At 70.0% G+C, this 19,500-nt stretch carries 19 protein-coding genes; 14 read left to right on the forward strand and 5 right to left on the reverse strand.

Annotation, left to right across the window (positions count from 1 at the left end; genetic code table 11):
* Positions 1–62: 62 nt before the first annotated feature.
* On the reverse strand, positions 63–785 hold the full coding sequence (locus BLU77_RS02950; RefSeq protein ID WP_089771619.1) for a GAF and ANTAR domain-containing protein: 723 nt from the start codon (positions 783–785) through the stop codon (positions 63–65).
* A 264-nt stretch (positions 786–1,049) separates the two neighbouring features.
* Between BLU77_RS02950 and BLU77_RS02960 the strand changes: the two genes are divergently transcribed.
* Together BLU77_RS02960 and BLU77_RS02965 are read left to right on the forward strand one after the other, a co-directional pair.
* Positions 1,050–2,015: an ABC transporter ATP-binding protein gene (locus BLU77_RS02960; RefSeq protein WP_089771621.1), complete on the forward strand. Its 966-nt coding sequence runs from the start codon at positions 1,050–1,052 to the stop codon at positions 2,013–2,015.
* Positions 2,015–2,992, forward strand: a complete 978-nt coding sequence (locus BLU77_RS02965) for an ABC transporter permease subunit (protein WP_089771622.1) — start codon at positions 2,015–2,017, stop codon at positions 2,990–2,992. Before BLU77_RS02960 ends, BLU77_RS02965 begins: the two co-directional genes overlap by 1 nt.
* Positions 2,993–3,001: 9 nt before the next feature.
* On the opposite strand, the gene BLU77_RS02970 is transcribed toward BLU77_RS02965, so the two are convergent.
* The gene (locus tag BLU77_RS02970) at positions 3,002–3,772 is read right to left on the reverse strand and encodes an ABC transporter ATP-binding protein (protein WP_089771623.1); all 771 of its coding nucleotides are present in this window, start codon (positions 3,770–3,772) and stop codon (positions 3,002–3,004) included.
* A 125-nt stretch (positions 3,773–3,897) separates the two neighbouring features.
* Positions 3,898–5,055 carry an acyl-CoA dehydrogenase family protein gene (locus tag BLU77_RS02975; RefSeq protein ID WP_089771624.1) on the reverse strand — a complete coding sequence of 386 codons (1,158 nt, stop codon included), beginning with the start codon at positions 5,053–5,055 and terminating at the stop codon, positions 3,898–3,900.
* Between the two features lie 271 nt (positions 5,056–5,326).
* Between BLU77_RS02975 and BLU77_RS02980 the strand changes: the two genes are divergently transcribed.
* The gene (locus tag BLU77_RS02980) at positions 5,327–5,608 is read left to right on the forward strand and encodes an HU family DNA-binding protein (RefSeq protein ID WP_089771625.1); all 282 of its coding nucleotides are present in this window, start codon (positions 5,327–5,329) and stop codon (positions 5,606–5,608) included.
* 137 nt (positions 5,609–5,745) lie between these two features.
* On the opposite strand, the gene BLU77_RS02985 is transcribed toward BLU77_RS02980, so the two are convergent.
* Complete coding sequence (locus BLU77_RS02985) at positions 5,746–6,693, reverse strand: TetR/AcrR family transcriptional regulator (RefSeq protein ID WP_089771626.1); 948 nt, start codon at positions 6,691–6,693, stop codon at positions 5,746–5,748.
* Between the two features lie 88 nt (positions 6,694–6,781).
* Here BLU77_RS02985 and BLU77_RS02990 point away from each other — a divergent pair, with 88 nt between their 5' ends.
* The 4 genes from BLU77_RS02990 to BLU77_RS03005 all read left to right on the forward strand — a co-directional run bounded on the left by BLU77_RS02990 (position 6,782) and on the right by BLU77_RS03005 (position 10,780).
* The gene (locus BLU77_RS02990) at positions 6,782–7,693 is read left to right on the forward strand and encodes an ABC transporter ATP-binding protein (protein ID WP_425441202.1); all 912 of its coding nucleotides are present in this window, start codon (positions 6,782–6,784) and stop codon (positions 7,691–7,693) included.
* Positions 7,690–8,490 (forward strand): ABC transporter permease, encoded by an 801-nt coding sequence (locus BLU77_RS02995; protein ID WP_089771628.1) that lies wholly within the window; start codon positions 7,690–7,692, stop codon positions 8,488–8,490. Before BLU77_RS02990 ends, BLU77_RS02995 begins: the two co-directional genes overlap by 4 nt.
* A gap of 122 nt (positions 8,491–8,612) precedes the next feature.
* On the forward strand, positions 8,613–8,954 hold the full coding sequence (locus BLU77_RS03000; protein ID WP_089771629.1) for a DUF3039 domain-containing protein: 342 nt from the start codon (positions 8,613–8,615) through the stop codon (positions 8,952–8,954).
* An 86-nt stretch (positions 8,955–9,040) separates the two neighbouring features.
* Positions 9,041–10,780 (forward strand): DEAD/DEAH box helicase, encoded by a 1,740-nt coding sequence (locus tag BLU77_RS03005; protein ID WP_245708772.1) that lies wholly within the window; start codon positions 9,041–9,043, stop codon positions 10,778–10,780.
* Between the two features lie 141 nt (positions 10,781–10,921).
* Here the strand turns inward: BLU77_RS03005 and BLU77_RS03010 are convergent, their stop codons facing one another.
* A complete protein-coding gene (locus BLU77_RS03010) occupies positions 10,922–12,262 on the reverse strand; it encodes a nicotinate phosphoribosyltransferase (protein ID WP_089771631.1) in 1,341 nt (446 codons plus the stop codon).
* 75 nt (positions 12,263–12,337) lie between these two features.
* Between BLU77_RS03010 and clpS the strand changes: the two genes are divergently transcribed.
* From clpS to rdgB, 7 genes are all read left to right on the forward strand, one after another.
* Positions 12,338–12,649, forward strand: coding sequence for an ATP-dependent Clp protease adapter ClpS (gene clpS / locus BLU77_RS03015; RefSeq protein ID WP_089771632.1), 312 nt, complete (start codon positions 12,338–12,340; stop codon positions 12,647–12,649).
* A 5-nt stretch (positions 12,650–12,654) separates the two neighbouring features.
* The gene (locus BLU77_RS03020; RefSeq protein WP_089771633.1) at positions 12,655–13,275 is read left to right on the forward strand and encodes a DUF2017 domain-containing protein; all 621 of its coding nucleotides are present in this window, start codon (positions 12,655–12,657) and stop codon (positions 13,273–13,275) included.
* Positions 13,276–13,314: 39 nt separating this feature from the next.
* Positions 13,315–14,157 (forward strand): glutamate racemase, encoded by an 843-nt coding sequence (gene murI / locus BLU77_RS03025; protein ID WP_245708642.1) that lies wholly within the window; start codon positions 13,315–13,317, stop codon positions 14,155–14,157.
* Positions 14,157–14,930 (forward strand): MBL fold metallo-hydrolase, encoded by a 774-nt coding sequence (locus BLU77_RS03030; protein WP_089771635.1) that lies wholly within the window; start codon positions 14,157–14,159, stop codon positions 14,928–14,930. The genes murI and BLU77_RS03030 overlap by 1 nt, the downstream gene beginning before the upstream one ends.
* A 234-nt stretch (positions 14,931–15,164) precedes the next feature.
* On the forward strand, positions 15,165–17,861 hold the full coding sequence (locus BLU77_RS03035; protein WP_425441203.1) for a phosphoenolpyruvate carboxylase: 2,697 nt from the start codon (positions 15,165–15,167) through the stop codon (positions 17,859–17,861).
* A gap of 170 nt (positions 17,862–18,031) precedes the next feature.
* Positions 18,032–18,820, forward strand: a complete 789-nt coding sequence (gene rph / locus BLU77_RS03040; protein ID WP_089771636.1) for a ribonuclease PH — start codon at positions 18,032–18,034, stop codon at positions 18,818–18,820.
* Positions 18,817–19,467 (forward strand): RdgB/HAM1 family non-canonical purine NTP pyrophosphatase, encoded by a 651-nt coding sequence (rdgB, locus tag BLU77_RS03045; protein WP_425441216.1) that lies wholly within the window; start codon positions 18,817–18,819, stop codon positions 19,465–19,467. Before rph ends, rdgB begins: the two co-directional genes overlap by 4 nt.
* Positions 19,468–19,500 lie beyond the last annotated feature (33 nt).

A 19,500-nucleotide genomic window follows, 5' to 3' on the forward strand; every position in this document is an offset into this window, starting at 1 on the left:
GCAGCACGACCGCGGATGCGTCAATTGCGACGTGCGCGGGATCGACCGATCGCTGCCGGGCTTCAGCCTCCGAGCTGGCGGACGTGACCGGCCACCACCTGCTCGGCCACCGTGGCGAGCTTGGTGTTCAGTTCGTTCGAGGTCGTCCTCAGCATCTCGAACGCCGCGTCGTCAGAGATGCGGTGATACGCCATCAGCAGGCCGATGGCCTTGCCGATCTCCCGGTTGGAGGTGAGTCCGCCGCGGAGCGTGATGACGTCCTGCCGGTCCGCGGCCGCTTGCAGCGCCACCGAGCTGAAGGCAGCGAGGATGGCCGCCTGGTTCACTCCGTCGTCGGTGAAGCCGTTCGGTCGATCACTGAAGAGGTTGAGGGCGGCGACCTTCCGCCCTTGACGCACGATGCGGAAGCCGAGCATGCCGCGGATCGGGGTCTGCTCCAGCAGGAGGCTACGCAGCCGGGGCCACGGGGCGTCCGGATCGTTCAGGTCCGGCGCGAGCTGCGGGGCGTCGTCCTCGATCGCGTCGACGCACGGTCCGGTACCGGCGGCACGTTCGATTTGGTCGATCCTGAGGGCGATCTCGTCGGTGGCGGCCGGCGTGGACCACCGGTCGCCCTCCCGCATCATCAGGCTCGCGTGATCGCACCCGGTCACGAGGACACGGGTGGCTGAGCAGATTGCGTGGTAGGCACTCCCGTAGTCATCGCCGGTGTACAGCAGTTCACCCAGCTGCTCGAACATGCTGAGGGACCTCTCGCGCGCGAGAGAGTGATTCGTGGTGGCCATGCGCGGGCATGCTCCTTGGTTTGGCGCCGGGTGTCGTGACCCGGGGGCTCATTATGCACGGCAAGACTGTGCCGGGCGTCGGCAATAGGGACACTGATGTCCGGCACCGTGTCGTTGAGCCTCAGCGGTTCATCGGGGTGGGAAGAGTGGCTGCCAGCGTGGCCACCCGGGATCTCGACGACTGCACTACGAACCGCTAAACGCTCGTACAGCGGCGTGTCCCGCGGCTAGAGTGACCGTAGGGGGCCAACGCAAGGAGGGGTGATGACCGCTGACTGTGCGATCACGACCGAGGGACTGCGCAAGACCTATCCGGGAGTACGTCGACGCGTGGCCGTCGACCGGCTCGACCTACGGGTCCCCGTCGGCGGTGTGCACGGTTTCCTCGGGCCGAACGGCTCGGGCAAGACCACCACGATCCGGATGCTGCTCGGTCTGATCCGGCCGGACGAGGGGGAGATCCGGATCTTCGGACGGCCGGTTCCAGCTGAGCTGCCGGACGTGATCGGCCGGGTCGGTGCGATCGTCGAATCGCCGAAGTTCTTCCCGAACTTCACCGGGCGGCAGAACCTGGAGCTGCTCGCCGGGGCGATCGGAGCCAGGCGCCGTCGGGTGCGTCACGTGATCGCTCAGGCCGGCCTCGCTGACCGTGCCGACGATCGCTTCGGCACCTACTCCCTCGGCATGAAGCAGCGCCTCGCGATCGCGGCGACGCTGCTCAAGGAGCCCGACCTGCTGATCTTCGACGAGCCCACGAACGGTCTCGACCCGGCCGGGATCCACGAGATCCGTACGACCATGCGCCGACTGGCCGACGAGGGGCACACCGTGCTGGTGAGCAGCCACATCCTCGGTGAGGTGGAGCAGATCGCTGACACTGTCTCGATCATCGGTCGTGGCCGGCTGATCGCCACGGGTGCCGTCTCCGACATCATCGGTCAGCGGGCCGTCACCGTGCGCGTGGTCGTGCCGGAGCCGGACACGGCGCTCCCCGTGCTCGCTCGCGCAGGCCTGACGGCCCGGGTCGATGAGGGTGCCCTGCTCCTGGACGGTGCCGATGATCCCGCGTGCGTGAACCGGCTGCTTGCCGAGCACGGCATCTACGCCGCCGAGCTCGGCGTGGTCCGGGTCGGGCTGGAGTCAGTCTTCCTCGAACTCACCCAAGAGGTCGAGCTCGGGCGTCCTCGCCGGCGAGACCGGCGGCCCAGCACCCAGGCGGGAGCTGCCTGATGCTACTCCGCACCGAACTGCGCCGAATCCGCCTGCGCCTGCTTGTCTGGGTGCTCCTGATCGCCGGCCTCCTGGCCAGTCTCGCGATCGTGCTCACGTCCTGGGCCGCCGCCCAACCCATCACGGACGACCAGCGCGCCGTGGCGGAGGAGGCCTACCAGCAGGAGCTGGCCGATTGGGAGGAGAACGGCGAGGAGATGGTCGCCCAGTGCCTGGAGGACCAGGAGCGGGAATCGGAGCGTGACGGCGAAGATTACGATTTCGGGTGCGACCAGATGGAACCGCAACCGGAGTGGTACCTCCCGTACGAGGCGACCCTGGCGGAGCACGTGGCGTTCACGGTGCGTCCGTTCAGCATCTTGGTCCTCGGTAGCGTCGGACTCGCGATCGGCACCACGGCGGTCGCGGCCGAGTTCGCCAGCGGTGCGATGGGGACCCTGCTCACGTTCCAGCCCCGCCGGCTCCGCGTCTACGCGAGCAAGGTCGGCGCCGTCGCCCTCCTTGCGCTGCTGCTCTCGCTCCTCCTGACCGGGATCCTGGCGGTCGGTACCTGGGGAGCGTTCGAGCTTCGTGGGGTCGAGGCGACCGTGTCCTCGGCGTTGTTCTGGAGTGCTGTGCGCACGCTCGCGGTGCTGCCCCTGGCGGCCGTGGCCGGAGCGGTCCTGGGGTTCCTGCTGCGATCCACCGCCGTGGTGCTGGCTGTCGTGGCGGGGTACGTGATTGCGGTCGAGGCGATCCTCGTCTCAGCGGTGCGGGCGCTGACCCCATGGTCTGTCCGCGGCAACCTGATGAGTTGGCTGCAGTACGGTTCCAGCTACTGGGTCCTGACCTGTGAGCAGCGGCCGGACGGCGCGATCGCCTGCGAGGAGGTCGAGCGCAGCATCTCGTTCGCCTGGAGCGCGGGCTATCTGGCCGTGCTGGCTGTGCTGCTGGTCGCCGTCGGCGCCCTGGTGTTCCGGCAGCGTGACATCACCTGAGGCGGCGGCTCAGCGAAACCGCTGCACGGCGAGCGGGGCGGCCTCGGCGAGGTCCCGGACCGCCGGGTGCTCGGCGTTGGCGAGTACTTCGCTCACCGGACCGCTGGCCACGAACTGTCCCTCGGCCAGGAAGTGCACCGAGGGGCACATCCGCTCCACCAGTTCCAGGTCGTGTGAGATCACCACCGCTGCCGTGCCCAGCCGCTCCATGATGGCGCCGAGGCGCCGGGCCATCTCCCCGCGGGTCTGCGGGTCCACGGCCGTGAACGGTTCGTCCAGTACCAGAATCTCCGGGCGGGTGGCCAGCGCAGTGGCCAGCGCGACCCTCTGTCGCTCGCCCCCGGAGAGCGTGATCATCGCCCGCTTGCCGAACTGCTCGGGGAGGGCGACGGCATCCAGTAGCTCCGCCGTCGTGGTGGCGTGCGTGCGCCCCGCCTTGCGGGCGATCTTCAGCGCTTCCTTCAGGTTGGCGGCCACGGTGAGTCGCGGGTCGGTGACGGTCATCGAGTCCTGGGACTGGAAGCGCACCGCCGCCCGAAACTCCTTGGCCTCACGGCGCGGCATGCGGCGGATCGCACGTCCGTTGAACGTCACCTGCCCCCGGGTGGGGCGCTCGGTACCGCGCAGCAGTCGGGCCAGAGTGGTCTTGCCGACGCCGGAGGGACCGATGATGCCCAACGGGGCGTCACCGGCGGTGATCGTCAGATCGATGCCGTTGATCACCGGGGTACCGGGGTAGCCGCCCCAGAGATCGTGGGCTTGGAGGACCGAACCGGCCATGCGCGCTGTGCTCCTTCATCATGAGGCGGGGACTGGTTGCATGCTATCCGCCGCACCCGATGGCCGAACGCAATCGTGTGCGGCATCGAGCCACGGAAATGCCGCACAGCGTTGCGCTCGGCGGCTCAGCGAGGCAGCGGCCCCAGCATCGCCGTCGCCATCGCCTGGTGAGCGGAGTCCTCGCTGCTCGGATGGAACATCCCCGCCGCCACGTCGCGGTAGAGGCGACCGAGCTCGTCGCCGGTGCGGTACGCGGACCCACCGGCCACCTGCATGGCCGCTGTCACCACCTCGCGGGCGACCTCGGTGGCCCGCCATTTCAGTGCCGACAGCCGGGGGAACCACAGGTCACCGTGGTCAGTGCCCTCGTCCACGTCCCGGGCGAGTGCTTCGAGCTGGCCCACCACGCCGTCGAGGGAGATGCCTGCTGCCGCGATCCGGCGGCGCACGTCCGGGTCGTGGGCCAGCGAGGCGCCGTCGTTCTTGCGGGAGGTGCGCTGCTGCGCAGCCTGGACCGCCAGGGAGAGCGCCCGTTCGGCGATCCCGGTGTAGACGGCGGCGAGCAGGATCTCGAAGCAGGCGAAGATGCCGAAGATCAGCGGATCACGGCTCGGCCCGGGGTCGATCCGGCGAATCACCCGCTCGGCCGGGGCGTGCGCACCGCGCAACAGCGTGGTCCGCGACTGGGAGGCGCGCTGGCCGAGCGTGTCCCAGTCGTCCAGGATCTGTACCCGCCCCTCCTTCACCTCGTCCCGGTGCAGGAACGCGAACACCGACTTCGGCTCGTCGGCGCTGGTGGTGTCCGCGCCGAACACGCCCAGGCGGGTCCAGGCCGGGGAGAGCGAGGTGAAGATCTTGGTGCCGGTGAAGCGGTAGCCGCCTGCGCCGTCGGGCTCGGCGGTAGAGGTGGAGCCGAACAGCATCAGGTCGTTGCCCGGTTCGGAGATGCCGAACGCGAAGATCTCTCCGGACGCCGCCTCGGTGAGCACCTGATCGGCGAAGGACTCACCACGGGCTCGTACCACGGTGGCCACACCGACCCACACCTGATGCATGTTCACCGCCAGCGCGGTGGCCGGGGCCGCACCCGCCAGCGCGCGTTGCTCCCGGGTGAGCTGGGCCAGGGTGAGCCCGCCTCCGCCGAGCCGTGCCGGCACGTGCGCGCTCAGGTACCCGCTCGCCACCAGGTCCGCCAGGTCGTCGGCGAAGAAGGCGTTCTCCCGGTCGTACCCCGCGGCGCGGGCATGGATCCGGTCCAGCAGGTCGGTCTCCAGGAATGCCATCTCGCGTCCTCTCGTCGATGCACTCGGGGCTCTGGCGCCGCCGGTCGCGGCCTCTGGTCAGCGTATGCCGGGCGGAGCAACGACCACCCGAGAGAATGTGTGACAGATGTGAATGTTGTGACAGATGAGGCAGGATGAACCGACCCAGAGGGCGAAAATGGCGGAAACACGCCGAGAAACGCCGTCGAAATGCCCGCGGACGGGGCGCGTCGTCGTAGTGTGACGACAGCGCTCCCCGATCGGGGAGCGGCCACGAACGAAGGGAATCTCCGTGTCCGTCAACCGCACCGAGCTCGTTGCCGCCATCGCCGACAAGGCTGGTCTGACCAAGACCGATGCAGACTCCGCCCTGGGCGCCCTGCAGGAGGTCCTGGTGGAATCCCTGGGCAAGGGCGAGGCCGTCAAGGTCACCGGCCTGCTCAGCGTGGAGCGCGTGGAGCGCGCCGCACGCACCGGTCGCAACCCGCGTACCGGCGAGGAGATCCAGATCCCCGCTGGTTACGGCGTGAAGGTCTCCGCCGGCTCGGCCCTGAAGAAGGCCGTCGCCAAGTGATCACCGGCGGCCGTTGACGGTCGCCACCCGAAGGGGCGTGGGAATGATCCCGCGCCCCTTCGTCATGCCAGCCCGGCATCGCGATCTGCCGAGCAGTCGACGGCGGAGCGAGGGGTCGCCGGTCATGTTCGCCGTGGTCAGTGGCCGGACTTCTCATGCTCCCGCGCTCGGGCGACAGCCTCCTGTTCGCGCTTGACCGCCTCGCGGAGCTTCTTGTTCGCTTCGCGCACGCCCTTCTCGGCCTCCCGCCGCGCCGACCGCGCCTCGCGGACCTTCCGGTCCTTCGGGAAGGCGTCGGTGCTGGCCTCCTCGGGAGGTGGCACGTCTGCTGGCGCGCCCGAGGCTCGCGCCTCCACGTAGAGCGCCACGCCGTCGAGCAGGCGTTCCAGGCCGAACGCGAGCGGATCGGCGTCTGCCGTGAAGACGCCCGCGTCGATGGCCCGGCGGAGCTCGGGGAACTGCTCCTCGGTGACGAGGGCGTCAATCATCGCGGCGACCTGACGGTCCAGATCGTCGGGCGTCTGGCCCGCCTCCCGGGCCTGTTCGTCGTACCCGCGCTCCACGATGGCGGTCCACCGTGCGTGGCCGGTCATCAGCAGCAGGACTGCGGTGCGCTCGAGCGGGTCGAGCGGAGTCTCGACCAGGATGCTCAGCGCCGTATCCACCCAGGCGAGGTTCGCCGGTGTGCTCGGGATCCCGGTAATCGGTAGGTCGAGCATCCAGGGGTGGGCCCGGTAGACGGCCAGGGACTCGTGATGCCAGCGGAGCAGGCCCTCGCGCCAGGTGGGCGCCTCGGTGACGCTGTGGGGAGGGGTGCCGAGCGCCGTCTCGCCCATCAGGAGCAGGAGATCGTCCTTGCTGGTGACGTACCGGTAGAGCGACATCGTGGTGAAGCCGAGGCGTTTCGCCACAGCGGCCATGGAGACGGCGCCGAGGCCGTCGGCGTCGGCGAGCTCGACGGCGGTGTCGACGATCCGCTCGAGGCTGAGCTCGCGTTTGGGGCCGCGCTGCTGCGGGTGGGCAGCCACGCCCCATGCGAGTGCGATGCCACGGGGGAGGCCGATCTCGTCCGGGTCGTGGTCCATACCCTCACCCTAGTTTTGTTTATGGCGTAGACAAGTCGGTGTATCTCACATACTGTGTATGCCGTACACATTGATGAAGGGATGGATGATGAACACAGCCATCGACGTGCGCGGGCTGCGCAAGTCGTTCGGTCCGGTGGAGGTCCTCGGCGGCCTGGACCTACGAGTCGAGAGCGGAACCGTGCACGCGCTGCTCGGACCGAACGGGGCAGGGAAGACGACCCTGGTGACGATCCTGGCGACGCTGCTGCGTCCGGATGCCGGCACGGTGCAGATCGCGGGTGCGGACCTCATCGACGACCCTGTCGGAGTACGGCGCCGGATCGCGCTCACCGGACAGTCGGCCGCGGTGGATGAGGTGCTCACCGCCGAGGAGAACCTGCGGATGATGGCCGGGCTGCACGGTCTGCGTGGCCGCGCGGCACGGTCGAGATCGCGCGAACTCATCGAGCGGTTCGGGCTCACCGGCGCGGCGGATCGGCGCGTGAAGACTTACTCCGGTGGGATGCGCCGACGGCTCGACCTGGCGCTGAGCCTGGTAGTCGCCGTTCCGGTGGTCTTCCTGGACGAACCGACGACCGGATTGGACCCGCGGAGCCGGCGAGAACTCTGGGAGGTGATCCGTGCCCTGCGTGCGGACGGAACGACCGTGCTGCTGACCACGCAGTACCTCGAGGAGGCAGACGAGCTGGCCGACACCGTCTCGATCCTGCGGGACGGGCGGATCGTCGCCGAAGGAACACCGGCCGAGCTGAAGCGAGCGGTCGGTGAGGAGGTGGTGGAGGTGCGGGACGCCGTCGGGGCACTCCTGCACGCAGAGCCCACCGATGGCACCTCGGCCGGTCTGCGGCGAGCGCTTGATGCCATCGACGCACTGGGCGTCACGGGTGAGCTGGCGGTGCGCAGGCCCAGCCTGGACGACGTGTTCTTCGCCCTCACCGGCGAGGGCGAGGACGATTCCTCGCCCGAGCTCGCGACCGCCGGACGGAGCCACTCATGAACGCTCTGGCCCAGCTGGCCGCGCCCGCAGCAGCGCGCCCTCGCCCCGGCGCCGTGGACGCCGTCTTCATCGCGCGCAGTCTGCGTCACAGCGTGCGCAACGTCGACGCCATGCTGATGGCGATCTTGCTGCCGGTGATGCTCATGCTGCTGTTCGTCTACGTCTTCGGCGGCGCGATCGACTCGAGCGGGGACTACGTGAATTATGTGGTGCCGGGCATCATCCTGCTGTGTGCAGGGTTCGGCGCCTCCTCCACCGCCATCGACGTGGCCGGTGACAAGGCGTCCGGGATCATGGACCGGTTCCGCACGCTGCCGATCCGCAGCTGGGCGGTGGTGACCGGGCACGTGGTGGCCAGCCTGGCCCGCAACCTCGTCGCGACTGTGGTCGTACTCGGCGTGGCGCTCGCGATCGGGTTCCGGCCGACGGCGGGCGTGGGTGAGTGGTTGCTGGCGATCGGCGTGGTCGCGGCCTACATCCTCGCGATCACCTATCTGTTCGCAGCGATCGGGCTCGCGACCGGCAGTCCGGAGGCGGCGAACGGCTACGGCTTCGTGCTGCTGTTCCTGCCCTATCTCTCCACGGCCTTCGTCGGCGCCGAGACCCTCCCGTCGTGGTTGCGTGGATTTGCCGAGCACCAGCCGATCACCCCGGTGATCGAGACCTTGCGCAGCCTCCTGATGGGCACGCCGGCCGGAGATGCACCGGTGGTCGCCCTCGTATGGATGGTGGCCATCCTCACGACGGCGGTGGTGTGGTCGGCGATCGTCTTCGCCCGCCAGGGTGGCCGGCGATGATCGCGGTGACACGCGCCGGCTCGCTCGGGCCGGGATCGGTGCGGACGTCACTGACGCGTGCACCCGGGTGAGGTCGCTTGCCTGGGGCGCGGGACGCCGTCGGGCTTCGTACAATGGGAGGCATGAGCGAGCCCACCCCTCCCACGCAGCCCCAGGAGCCCGAGCGCATCTCCTCGCAGCCCGGTACCGACGTGCTGGAGCGGGAGGAGACCCGTGAGGAAGCAGCTCCCGGCGATTCCGAGCGCTACTCGCACTATGTGAAGAAGGAGAAGATCACCGCGGCCGCCGTCTCCGGCGGTCCGGTGGTTGCCCTCTGCGGCAAGGTGTGGACACCGAACCGGGACCCGAAGAAGTTCCCGATCTGCCCCGCGTGCAAGGAGATCTACGAGGGCATCACCGGTGGTGGCGACGATGACTCCTCCGGCGGGCGGCGCGGCTTCTTCGGCTTCGGCTCCAAGAAGTGACCGGGCCGACCACCCCGGCCGCCACTCAGACCTCCAGCACCACCGACGCCCCGGCATCGGCGGGTTCCACCGCTGCGGCCTCGAACCTGCCACCGGCATACCCGGCACGCGCACCGTGGGGCACCGCCTCCCGGCTGCGCGCCTGGCAGGCCGCGGCACTGGAGTCCTACCTGGCCCGTGATCCCCGGGACTTCCTCGCCGTCGCGACCCCGGGTGCGGGGAAGACCACGTTCGCCCTGCGGGTGGCCACCGAGCTGCTCGAGCGGCGGGTGGTGCAGCGGGTGACCGTGGTGGCCCCCACGGAGCACCTCAAGACGCAGTGGGCCGACGCTGCCGGCCGGGTCGGCATCCGGATCGATCCGAACTTCCGCAACGCGCAGGGTCGCCAGGGCGCGGCCTACGACGGCGTCGCGCTCACCTATGCCCAGGTGGCGGCCAACCCGAACCTGCACCGTGCCCGCACCGAGAACGCCCGCACCCTGGTGATCCTCGACGAGGTGCACCACGGCGGTGACGCGCTCTCCTGGGGCGACGCAGTCCGGGAGGCGTTCGACTCGGCCACCCGGCGGCTCGCCCTCACCGGCACCCCGTTCCGCTCCGACACTGCGCCCATCCCGTTCATCAGCTATGAGCCCGACGCCGACGGCATCCGCCGGTCCAGGGCCGACTACACCTACGGCTACGGGGATGCGCTCGCCGACCACGTGGTGCGTCCGGTGATCTTCCTGTCCTACTCCGGGCAGATGCGGTGGCGTACCAAGTCCGGGGACGAGATCAGTGCACGGCTCGGTGAGCCGCTCACCAAGGACATGGTGGCCCAGGCGTGGCGCACCGCGTTGGACCCGCAGGGGGAGTGGATCCCGTCCGTGCTGGCGGCTGCCGACCGGCGCCTCACCGAGGTGCGCCGGCACGTGCCCGACGCCGGTGGGCTGGTGATCGCGACCGACCAGACGAAGGCACGCGCCTACGCCGCGCACCTGCAGCGGATCACCGGCACCCCGCCCGTGGTGGTCCTCTCCGATGACGACGATGCCTCCCGTCGGATCGAGGAGTACGCCGAGGGGGAGCAGCGCTGGATGGTGGCGGTGCGGATGGTCTCCGAGGGGGTCGACGTGCCGCGCCTCGCCGTCGGGGTGTATGCGACCTCCGCGGCGACGCCTCTGTTCTTCGCCCAGGTGGTGGGCCGGTTCGTGCGGGCCCGCAAGCGCGGCGAGACGGCCTCGATCTTCCTCCCCTCCGTGCCGACCCTGCTGGGCTTGGCGAACGAGATGGAGACCGAGCGCGACCACGCCCTGGATCGCAAGACGGTGGGCGAGGAGACGGTAGAGATCTTCGCCGCCGAGGACGCCGAACTCGCCGCGGCGAACAAGGAGGAGAAGGCCTCCGACGACCTGATGCTCCCCGGGTTCGAGGCGCTCGAAGCGCAGGCCTCCTTCGACAAGGTGCTCTTCGACGGCGGTGAGTTCGGCGTCGGCGCCGAGCTGGGGTCGGAGGAGGAGCAGGACTTCCTCGGCATCCCGGGTCTGCTCGACGCCGATCAGGTGACCACGCTGCTGCGCTCGCGGCAGGCCGATCATGTGGCTGCCCGGGGCAAGAAGGGGGCCGTGGCCGAGCGCCCGGTGGACGATCACCGGGTGGTGGCCGAGCTGCGCAAGGAGCTCAACCAGCTGGTGAAGGCCTGGGCCCGGCGCAGCGGCACCCCGCACGGGGTGGTGCATACGCGCCTGCGCGAGCACTCCGGCGGGGGAGAGGTGGCCACCGCCTCGGCCGAGCACCTGCGTACCCGGATCGCCAAGGTGCGTCGCTGGTTCGTCGGTCAGTCCTGACCGGCCCAGCCACCCCGCCGAACGCAACCTGGTGCGGCGTTCAGCGACTCAGACGCCGCACAAGGTTGCGTTCGGCGAGGTGGGGTGAGGCGCGGGTGCGGGGTGGGGTGCGGGGTGGGACGCCGGGTGCGGGTGCGGTGCCTACGCGCTCACGTGCGTCGTCGGGATGGCAGGATCACCGGCGGAGAGGCGCCGGGCGTACGGGGACAGCTCGGCGCGTGAGGCGGCGTGCCGCTCGGCAGCCCGCGTCACGCCGTCCGCTCCGGTGAAACCCGGCTGCACCACCCCGTCCAGCACGAGCGGCAGGTGCAGGGGACGCAGGTCCGGCTCGGCCGGCTGCCAAGACGCCTGCGCCCCGCTCATCACCACCTCCTCGCTGGCCCGGCCCGAGGCATCGACGCGACGCGCCGCGCTCTTGCGCCCACCGACGCTCGCCTTCGACGCCGACGCCTTCTGCACCGGCTCCATCACGCCGGCGCTGTTTTCCCGCATCACCAGCTTGTAGACCATTCCGCAGGTCGGAGCACCCGAACCGGTCACCACGGAGGTACCCACACCGTAGGAGTCCACCGGGGCCGCCGCCAGGGCAGCGATCGCGTGCTCGTCGAGGTCGGAGGAGACCACGATCTTGGTGCCCGTCGCGCCGAGGTCGTCAAGCTGGTCGCGCACTTCCCGAGCCACCTGGCCCAGATCGCCGGAGTCCAGTCGGACCGCGTCCAGGCCGGTGCCCGCCGCGGCGATCGCGCGGCGCACTCCCTCGGTGATGTCGTAGGTGTCCACCAGCAACGTGGTGTGCTCGCCGAACGAGTCCGCCTGCGAGGCGAAGGCGGAGGGTTCGTCGTCGTGCAGCAGGGTGAATGCGTGGGCGGCGGTGCCGATCGTGGACAGCCCGTACCGGCGCCCCGCTTCGAGGTTGGAGGTGCCGGCGAACCCGGCCACCACTGCCGAGCGGGCCGCGGCCACGGCCGCGTGCTCGTGCGCCCGCCGGCCCCCCATCTCCAGGCACGGGCGGGACCCGGCCGCGCCGGTCATCCGGGAGGCGGCCGAGGCCACCGCGGAATCGTAGTTGAGGATGGAAAGCACCAGTGTCTCCAGCAGCACTCCTTCGGCGAACGAGGACTCCACGGTCAGCAGCGGCGATCCGGGGAAGAACACCTCGCCCTCGGCGTAGCCGTAGATCTCCCCGGTGAACCGGTAGTTCGCGAGGAAGTCCAATGTCTGGTCGTTCACGATCGAGTTCTCGCGCAGGTACTCCAGCTCGGCGTCGGCGAAGCGGAACGTGGGTAGCGCCTCCAGCACGCGCCCGGTCCCGGCGACCACCCCGTAGCGGCGGCCCGCAGGGAGGCGGCGGGTGAACACCTCGAAGACGCAGCGTCGCGAGGCGGTGCCATCGGCGAGCGCCGCCTGCACCATGGTGAGCTCGTACCGGTCGGTGAGCAGGGCCGTGCTGGGTGGGGTGCACACGTGGGATCGGGCAGACATGGGCCCACGGTATCCGCCTGCACGCCGCTCGGGGATCTGCTGCCACCGCAGTGGAGGATCCGTAGGCTATGCCGTATGGCCGTCTCCTCCGCGCCGGTGGGCACACCGGACACCGACTCCGTGACCGAGTCGGACGCCCGCACTGCCCCCGACAAGCCGTGGCGAACCATCGTGTGGAACGATCCGGTGAACCTGATGAGTTACGTGACCTATGTCTTCCGCAGCTACTTCGGCTATTCCGAGGAGAAGGCGCGCGCCCTCATGATGCAGGTACACGAGCAGGGCCGCAGCGCCGTCTCCCACGGCAGCCGGGAGAAGATGGAGGTGGACGTGCAGGCGATGCACTCCTACGGGCTGTGGGCCACGCTCTCCCAGGACGGGGACTGACGGGCGTGCGGGGGTTCAGCAGGCGCCGTGGCGCGTTCGTCGCCGAGATCAGTGGGGATGAGCGCACCATCCTGGCGCGGGTGGTCGCTGACACGAGCGAGTTGCTCGGGGTGCCGCTCGGTCCGCTGGCCGACGCGCCCGACGACGGCCCTCACCCCGGCAATCAGGTCACCGATCCGCTGGCCGGCCTGGCCTGGTCGGCCGACGGGTTGCTGACACCCGCTGACCCTGCACTGGCGCGACTGCTCCCGGATGCGAGCGTCACTGACGACGAGGTCTCGGCGGAGTTCCGACGCCTCACCGAGGCGGAGTTGCGGCAGGCCAAGACGGCACGCCTGCGGATGGTCTGGACGGCACTACAAACCCCGGGCACTCAGGTGCGGGTCCCGCCCGAGCATGCGATGGAATGGGCCAGCGCCCTCAACGACGTCCGGCTCGTGGTGGCCGAACGGCTCGGGATCCGCACCGAGGCCGATGCCGAGGAGCTGCACCGGGCGGTGTTCCGCTCGACGAAGCGGGGTTCCGAGCAGGATGAGGTACGCGAGGCGCTCGGGATGCTCTACTCCGCACTCAGCTGGCTGCAGGAGTCCCTGCTGCAGGTGATGCTGCCCACACTCGACGACTGAGCGGTGCGAGTGTCGGGCCCCGGCTCTACGCTCTCTTGGGTGAGTGATGCACCTATCGGCATCTTCGACTCGGGGGTCGGAGGGCTGACGGTCGCCCGGGCCGTGATCGATCAGTTGCCGAACGAGAGTGTGCGCTACGTCGGGGATACGGCGCACGGCCCTTACGGTCCGCTGCCCATCGCGCAGGTGCGCGCTCACGCGTTAGCGGTGATGGACGACCTGGTTGCCTCGGGCGTGAAGATGCTCGTGATCGCGTGCAACTCGGCATCGGCTGCGGTGTTGCGGGATGCCCGGGAGCGGTACACCCTCACCGATGGCGTGCCCGTGGTGGAAGTGATCCAGCCGGCTGTGCGCCGAGCCGTGGCCGCCACGCGCACCGGGCGGATCGGGGTGATCGGCACCCGCGCCACGATCGCATCGCGCGCCTACGAGGATGCCTTCGCCGCGGCGCCGCACCTGCAGCTGACCACCACCGCAGCGCCGCGGTTCGTGGAGTTCGTCGAACGGGGCGTCACCTCCGGGTCCGAGCTTCTCGACGTCGCTCGGGACTACCTCGCCCCGATTCTGGCGGCGGACGTGGACACACTCGTGCTCGGTTGCACCCACTACCCCCTCCTCACGGGTGTGGTGCAGTACGTGGTGGGGGACGCCGTCACGCTGGTCTCCAGCGCGGAGGAGACAGCGAAGGACGTGTATGCGGCCTTGGTGGCCAACGGGCTGGGTCGGGCCGAACCAGCGCCCAGCGCGGTACGGCACCGGTTCCTCAGCACCGGCGACCCGGCTGCGTTCACCCGGCTTGCCCACCGGTTCCTCGGCCCCGAGGTGGGCGCGGAGTCGGCCGCAGAGATCACCGGGGAGATCCCGGTCGTGGAGGCAACCTGATGAGACTCGTGGTGCTCGGTTGTTCGGGGTCGGTCTCCGGCCCGGAGTCGGCCTCGTCGGCGTATCTCGTCGAGGCTGACGACGGTGAGCGCACCTGGCGCGTGCTCCTGGACCTCGGCTCCGGCGCGTTCGGGCAGCTGCTCCGGTACTGCGACCCGGCCACCGTGGACGCGGTGCTGCTCTCCCATCTGCACGCCGACCACATGGTTGACATGGCGGCGATGCACGTCTACCTGCGGTACGGGCCACAGGGACCGTACCCGCCGGTCCCGGTGCACGGCCCGGCCGAGACGGGCGAGCGGATCGGCCAGGTGTGCGGCAACGGCGAGTGCATCGACGGCCAGTTCCGGATCAGCCCGTGGCAGCCTGGCGTCGACGTGCACGTGGGCCCGCTGCGGATCACGGTGGTCGAGGTGGACCATCCCGTGACGGCCTACGCGATGCGCATCGAAGGTCCGAGCGAGCGCGGGAACGGCACCCGGGTGCTCACCTACAGCGGCGACACCGACGCCTGCGCCGGCCTCGATCAGGCCGCCGCCGGTGCCGACCTCTTCCTCTGCGAGGCGGCGTTCAGCGAGTCCTGCGACGTGGTCCGGGGCATCCACCTGACCGGACGGCGCGCAGGCGAGGCCGCAACCCGGGCCGACGCGGGCCGGTTGGTGCTCACCCATGTGCAACCGTGGGTGAGCTCGGAGACGGTGCTTGCCGAGGCCCTCACCGAGTTCTCCGGGCCGGTCGACCTCGCCGAGCCGGGAGCCACCTGGATCGTGTGACCGGTGTGACACATCCCACCACGCCCCGCTCGGCCACCCCACCCCCACACCCCCTTGCGCGAGTGCGGCGAATCTCGCTCATTCGTTGAGATATGGCCGAGAAGTCGCGCACTCGGTCGTCATCGAATGCGGGCCGCTCGGGTGCGCCCCGCGAGTACCCGACCACCCGCGGTGTGACTGTCCACTCACGGGAGTGGGTGTCACGAAGCGGTAAAGGCTCGGTAGTCTCCCGCTATGACCGATGCACCCGAAGCGACCGTGACCACGCCCGCGAACGGGATCGCCACCGGCTCCCGGACCGGAGCGGTACTGGAGATGCCGGACGCCCTGCGCCACGACGTCAGGCTCCTCGGCGAGATGCTTGGCACCGTTCTTACCGAGAGCGGCGGCCCCGAGCTCCTCGCTGATGTCGAGCGCCTGCGCGAGTTGGCCATCTCGGCCTACGACGACGGCGGCACCGAGGCATTCACCCAGGCCGAAGAGCTGGTGGAGTCCTTCAGCCTGGACCGTGCCGAGAAGGTGGCCCGCGCGTTCACCTGTTACTTCCACCTGGTGAACCTGGCCGAGGAGTTCCACCGGGTGCGCACGCTGCGCGCTCGCGACACCGACTCGATCGACCCTGACCGACCGCCGGAGGACTCCCTGCGCAGGGCGTGGGCGTTCCTGTGCGAAGAACTTGGCGAGGACGAGGCCCGACGGCGTATCTCCGGTCTGGAGTTCCGTCCCGTTCTCACCGCGCACCCCACCGAGGCACGCCGCCGTGCTGTGGCTGCCAGCATCCGCAGCATCTCCGAGCTACTTGGTGAGCGCGACGACCCCCGACTGGGGCCGAACGCGCTGGAGGGCAACCGCCGTCAGCTGATCTCCCAGATCGATCGGCTCTGGCGGACCTCACCGCTCCGTGCTACCAAGCCCACCCCGTTGGACGAGGTGCGCACCGCGATGGGGATCTTCGACCAGACGCTGTTCACCGCCCTGCCGGCGATGTACCGGACCGTGGACGCCCTGCTGCAGGACCCGGACACCCCAGCTCCGGTGCAGGCTCCGGCTTTCGTGCGTCTGGGCAGCTGGATCGGCGCGGACCGGGACGGCAACCCGAACGTGACGTCCTCGATCACCCGGTCGGCGGCGGCGATTGCTTCCGAGCACGTGCTCAGCGGACTCGAGAAGGCCGCCCTGCGGATCGGGCGTGCGCTCACCCTGGGTGCCGATACGACGCCCTCCTCGGACGACCTCGAGGCGCTGTGGAACCGGCAGCGCCAGCTCTCCGCGGAGCTGACCGACGACATCGCTGGGAAGTCCCCGAACGAGCCGTACCGGCGCGTGATGCTGGTGATCGCCGAACGGATCGCAGCCACTCGCCGTCGGGATGCCGACCTGGGCTACGACGACTCTGCCGCGCTGCTTGCCGACCTGGACGTGGTGCAGTCTTCCCTGGCGCAGGCCGGTGATGCCCGGCAGGCCTACGGAGATGTGCAGGACCTCATCTGGCAGGTGCAGACCTTCGGGTTCCACCTTGCTGAGCTCGAGGTGCGGCAGCACTCGCAGGTGCACAACCAGACCCTCGCCGAGATCGATGCCGGCGGTGAGCTGAGCGAGCGGAGCCAGGAGGTGCTGGAGACGTTGCGCACGATCTCCGGGATCCAACGCCGCCATGGCGAACTCGCCGCGCACCGGTACATCATTTCCTTCACCACCTGCGCCGACGACATCGCCGCGGTGTACCGGCTGGCCGAGGAAGCACTTGGGTCTGCCGAGAACGCCCCGGTGCTCGACGTGATCCCCCTGTTCGAGACCTTCGACGACCTGCAGGCGAGCACCGATGTGCTCGAGGAGATGCTGGCGTTGCCGCAGGTGCAGCAGCGGCTGGAGGCGACCGGGCGTCGGGTCGAGGTGATGCTCGGCTATTCCGACTCCTCCAAGGACGTCGGCCCGGTCTCGGCCACCTTGGCGCTGTACGACGCTCAGGAGCGCATCGCGCAGTGGGCGAAGAAGCACGACATCACCCTGACCCTGTTCCACGGCCGCGGCGGCGCTCTCGGGCGTGGTGGCGGTCCGGCCAACCGCGCCGTGCTCGCCCAGCCCCCGGGCTCGGTGGACGGCCGGTTCAAGCTGACCGAGCAGGGTGAGGTCATCTTCGCCCGGTACGGCGACCCGGTGATCGCTCAGCGGCACATCGAGCAGGTCGCTGCAGCCACGTTGCTGCAGTCCACTCCCACGGTGGAGGAGCGCAACTCCACCGCTGCCCGCGACTTCGCCGATGTGGCCGAGCGGATGGACGAGGTGTCCCGGGAGCGCTTCTACGAACTGGTCCGCTCCGAGGGCTTCCCGGCCTGGTTCGGCCAGGTCACCCCGCAGGAGGAGGTCGGCTGGTTGCCGCTCGGCTCCCGCCCGGCCCGCCGCGGGCTGAGCATGGAGTCCCTCGAGGACCTGCGTGCGATCCCCTGGGTGTTCGCCTGGACCCAGGCGCGGATCAACCTCACCGGATGGTTCGGGCTGGGCACGGCGCTCGCCGGTGTGGGGGACCTGGAGCGGCTCCGGGAGGCCTACCAGCGCTGGCCCCTGTTCGCCACGATGATCGACAACGTCGAGATGTCGCTGGCGAAGACGGACGAGCGGATCGCCCGGCGCTACCTCGCCCTCGGCGACCGCGACGACCTCGCCGCCCTGGTGCTGGACGAGCTGGCGCTGACCAAGAAGTGGATCGTGGAGATCACCGGCCAGGAGCGGCTGCTCGCCGGGCACCGGGTGCTCGGCCGTGCGGTGCAGCTGCGCAGCCCGTACGTGGACGCGCTCTCTCTGCTGCAGCTCCGGGCGTTGCGCGCCCTGCGTGAGGATGAGGGTGCTGACGCTGAGCAGGATGAGGCGGTCCGCCGTCTGATGCTGTTGAGCCTGAACGGTGTGGCCGCGGGCCTGCAGAACACCGGCTGACGACCTCGCACCACCCTCGGCGCCCCTGCCCCTTCCCTCGCCGGACGCAACCTTGTGCGGCGTTTCCTCGCCGAAACGCCGCACAAGGTTGCGCTCGGCCGTGGGAATGAGGGCGCGGTCGGTCGAGCGTGGCGGGAGAGCATGCCGCCCGCTGCCGTAGGCTCGGTGTCATGACTGATTCCGCCACGACTGCCGTGACCCGCGCCGACGGCCGACGCCCTGACGAGCTCCGCCCGGTGACCTTCCACCGCGGGTGGTCCGACCAGGCCGAGGGCAGTGTGCTGGTGGAGTTCGGTGGCACCCGGGTGCTGTGCACCGCCTCCTTCACCGAGGGCGTGCCGCGCTGGCGCAAGGGCTCCGGCCTGGGCTGGGTCACCGCCGAGTACGCGATGCTGCCCCGCTCGACGAACTCCCGGTCCAGCCGTGAGTCCGTCAAGGGCAAGATCGGCGGGCGCACCCACGAGATCTCCCGCCTGATCGGGCGCTCGCTGCGCGCCATCATTGATGTCTCCGCGCTCGGCGAGAACACCATCGTGCTCGACTGCGACGTGCTGCAGGCCGACGGCGGCACCCGGACGGCTGCGATCACCGGAGCCTACGTCGCCCTCGCCGACGCCGTCACCTGGGGCCGGGAGAACGGTGCTGTGAAGCCCGGCGCCACCGTGCTGAGCGACTCGGTGGCCGCCATCAGCGTCGGCATCATCGACGGAACGCCGATGCTCGACCTGCCGTACGAGGAGGACGTGCGGGCCGAGACGGACATGAATGTGGTGGTCACCGGCTCGGGCTCGTTCGTGGAGGTGCAGGGCACCGCCGAGGGGGTGCCGTTCCACCGGGGTGAGCTCGACTCCCTGCTTGACCTCGCCGTCACTGGTACGGCTCGCCTGACCGAGCTGCAGGGGCAGGCGCTGGCCACCGCTGTCACCCGGCGCCCCACGCCCGGGCCGCTCGAGGCCTGACGGCGGTGGGAGCCCCATCAGGTCGCTCGCCTCGGCCTTCTCTCGTTCTCGCCACGCACAACGCGCACAAGGTGCGCGAGCTGCGGGCCATCCTCGCCGAGGCAGGGATCGCCTCGGACGACACTGCCGGGATCGTCGGGGCCGGTGACGTCGGTGCACCCGAGCCGGTTGAGGACGGAGTGACCTTCGCCGAGAACGCTCTGATCAAGGCACGCGCCCTGGTCGTGCACACCGGGGTGGCCGCGATTGCCGACGACTCCGGCCTGGCCGTGGACGTGCTCGGTGGCGCCCCGGGGATCTTCTCCGCTCGATGGGCAGGTGCGCACGGCGACGACCAGGCGAATCTCGACCTGCTGCTCGCCCAGCTCGCGGACGTACCGGAGCAGCACCGCGGTGCCGCCTTCGTGTGCGCTGCGGCGTTGGTGACCCCGGACGGGACCGAGCACGTCGAGCTCGGACAGCTGCGCGGCACGCTGCTCCCCGCTCCACGCGGGGAGGGCGGCTTCGGGTACGACCCGATCCTGCGCCCCGACGGCGAGTCGCGCTCATGCGCTGAACTCACCCCGGAGGAGAAGAACGCGATCTCGCATCGGGGCCAGGCGTTCCGGGCGATCGCTCCGCGCGTGGTGACGGCGCTCCGCGGCTGAACGTCTCACCCATCCACCGGTCTGCTCATCTGA

This window comes from Ruania alba (genome assembly GCF_900105765.1).
GTDB classification, from domain to species: Bacteria; Actinomycetota; Actinomycetes; order Actinomycetales; family Beutenbergiaceae; genus Ruania; species Ruania alba.

What these genes read in the sequence shown, in the direction of transcription:
- BLU77_RS02950 (WP_089771619.1), bottom strand. Translation starts at nt 785, where the DNA reads ATGGCCACCACGAATCACTCTCTCGCGCGCGAGAGGTCCCTCAGCATG.
- BLU77_RS02960 (WP_089771621.1), top strand. Translation starts at nt 1,050, where the DNA reads ATGACCGCTGACTGTGCGATCACGACCGAGGGACTGCGCAAGACCTAT.
- BLU77_RS02965 (WP_089771622.1), top strand. Translation starts at nt 2,015, where the DNA reads ATGCTACTCCGCACCGAACTGCGCCGAATCCGCCTGCGCCTGCTTGTC.
- BLU77_RS02970 (WP_089771623.1), bottom strand. Translation starts at nt 3,772, where the DNA reads ATGGCCGGTTCGGTCCTCCAAGCCCACGATCTCTGGGGCGGCTACCCC.
- BLU77_RS02975 (WP_089771624.1), bottom strand. Translation starts at nt 5,055, where the DNA reads ATGGCATTCCTGGAGACCGACCTGCTGGACCGGATCCATGCCCGCGCC.
- BLU77_RS02985 (WP_089771626.1), bottom strand. Translation starts at nt 6,693, where the DNA reads ATGGACCACGACCCGGACGAGATCGGCCTCCCCCGTGGCATCGCACTC.
- BLU77_RS02990 (WP_425441202.1), top strand. Translation starts at nt 6,782, where the DNA reads ATGAACACAGCCATCGACGTGCGCGGGCTGCGCAAGTCGTTCGGTCCG.
- BLU77_RS02995 (WP_089771628.1), top strand. Translation starts at nt 7,690, where the DNA reads ATGAACGCTCTGGCCCAGCTGGCCGCGCCCGCAGCAGCGCGCCCTCGC.
- BLU77_RS03000 (WP_089771629.1), top strand. Translation starts at nt 8,613, where the DNA reads ATGAGCGAGCCCACCCCTCCCACGCAGCCCCAGGAGCCCGAGCGCATC.
- BLU77_RS03010 (WP_089771631.1), bottom strand. Translation starts at nt 12,262, where the DNA reads ATGTCTGCCCGATCCCACGTGTGCACCCCACCCAGCACGGCCCTGCTC.
- clpS (WP_089771632.1), top strand. Translation starts at nt 12,338, where the DNA reads ATGGCCGTCTCCTCCGCGCCGGTGGGCACACCGGACACCGACTCCGTG.
- BLU77_RS03030 (WP_089771635.1), top strand. Translation starts at nt 14,157, where the DNA reads ATGAGACTCGTGGTGCTCGGTTGTTCGGGGTCGGTCTCCGGCCCGGAG.
- BLU77_RS03035 (WP_425441203.1), top strand. Translation starts at nt 15,165, where the DNA reads ATGACCGATGCACCCGAAGCGACCGTGACCACGCCCGCGAACGGGATC.
- rph (WP_089771636.1), top strand. Translation starts at nt 18,032, where the DNA reads ATGACTGATTCCGCCACGACTGCCGTGACCCGCGCCGACGGCCGACGC.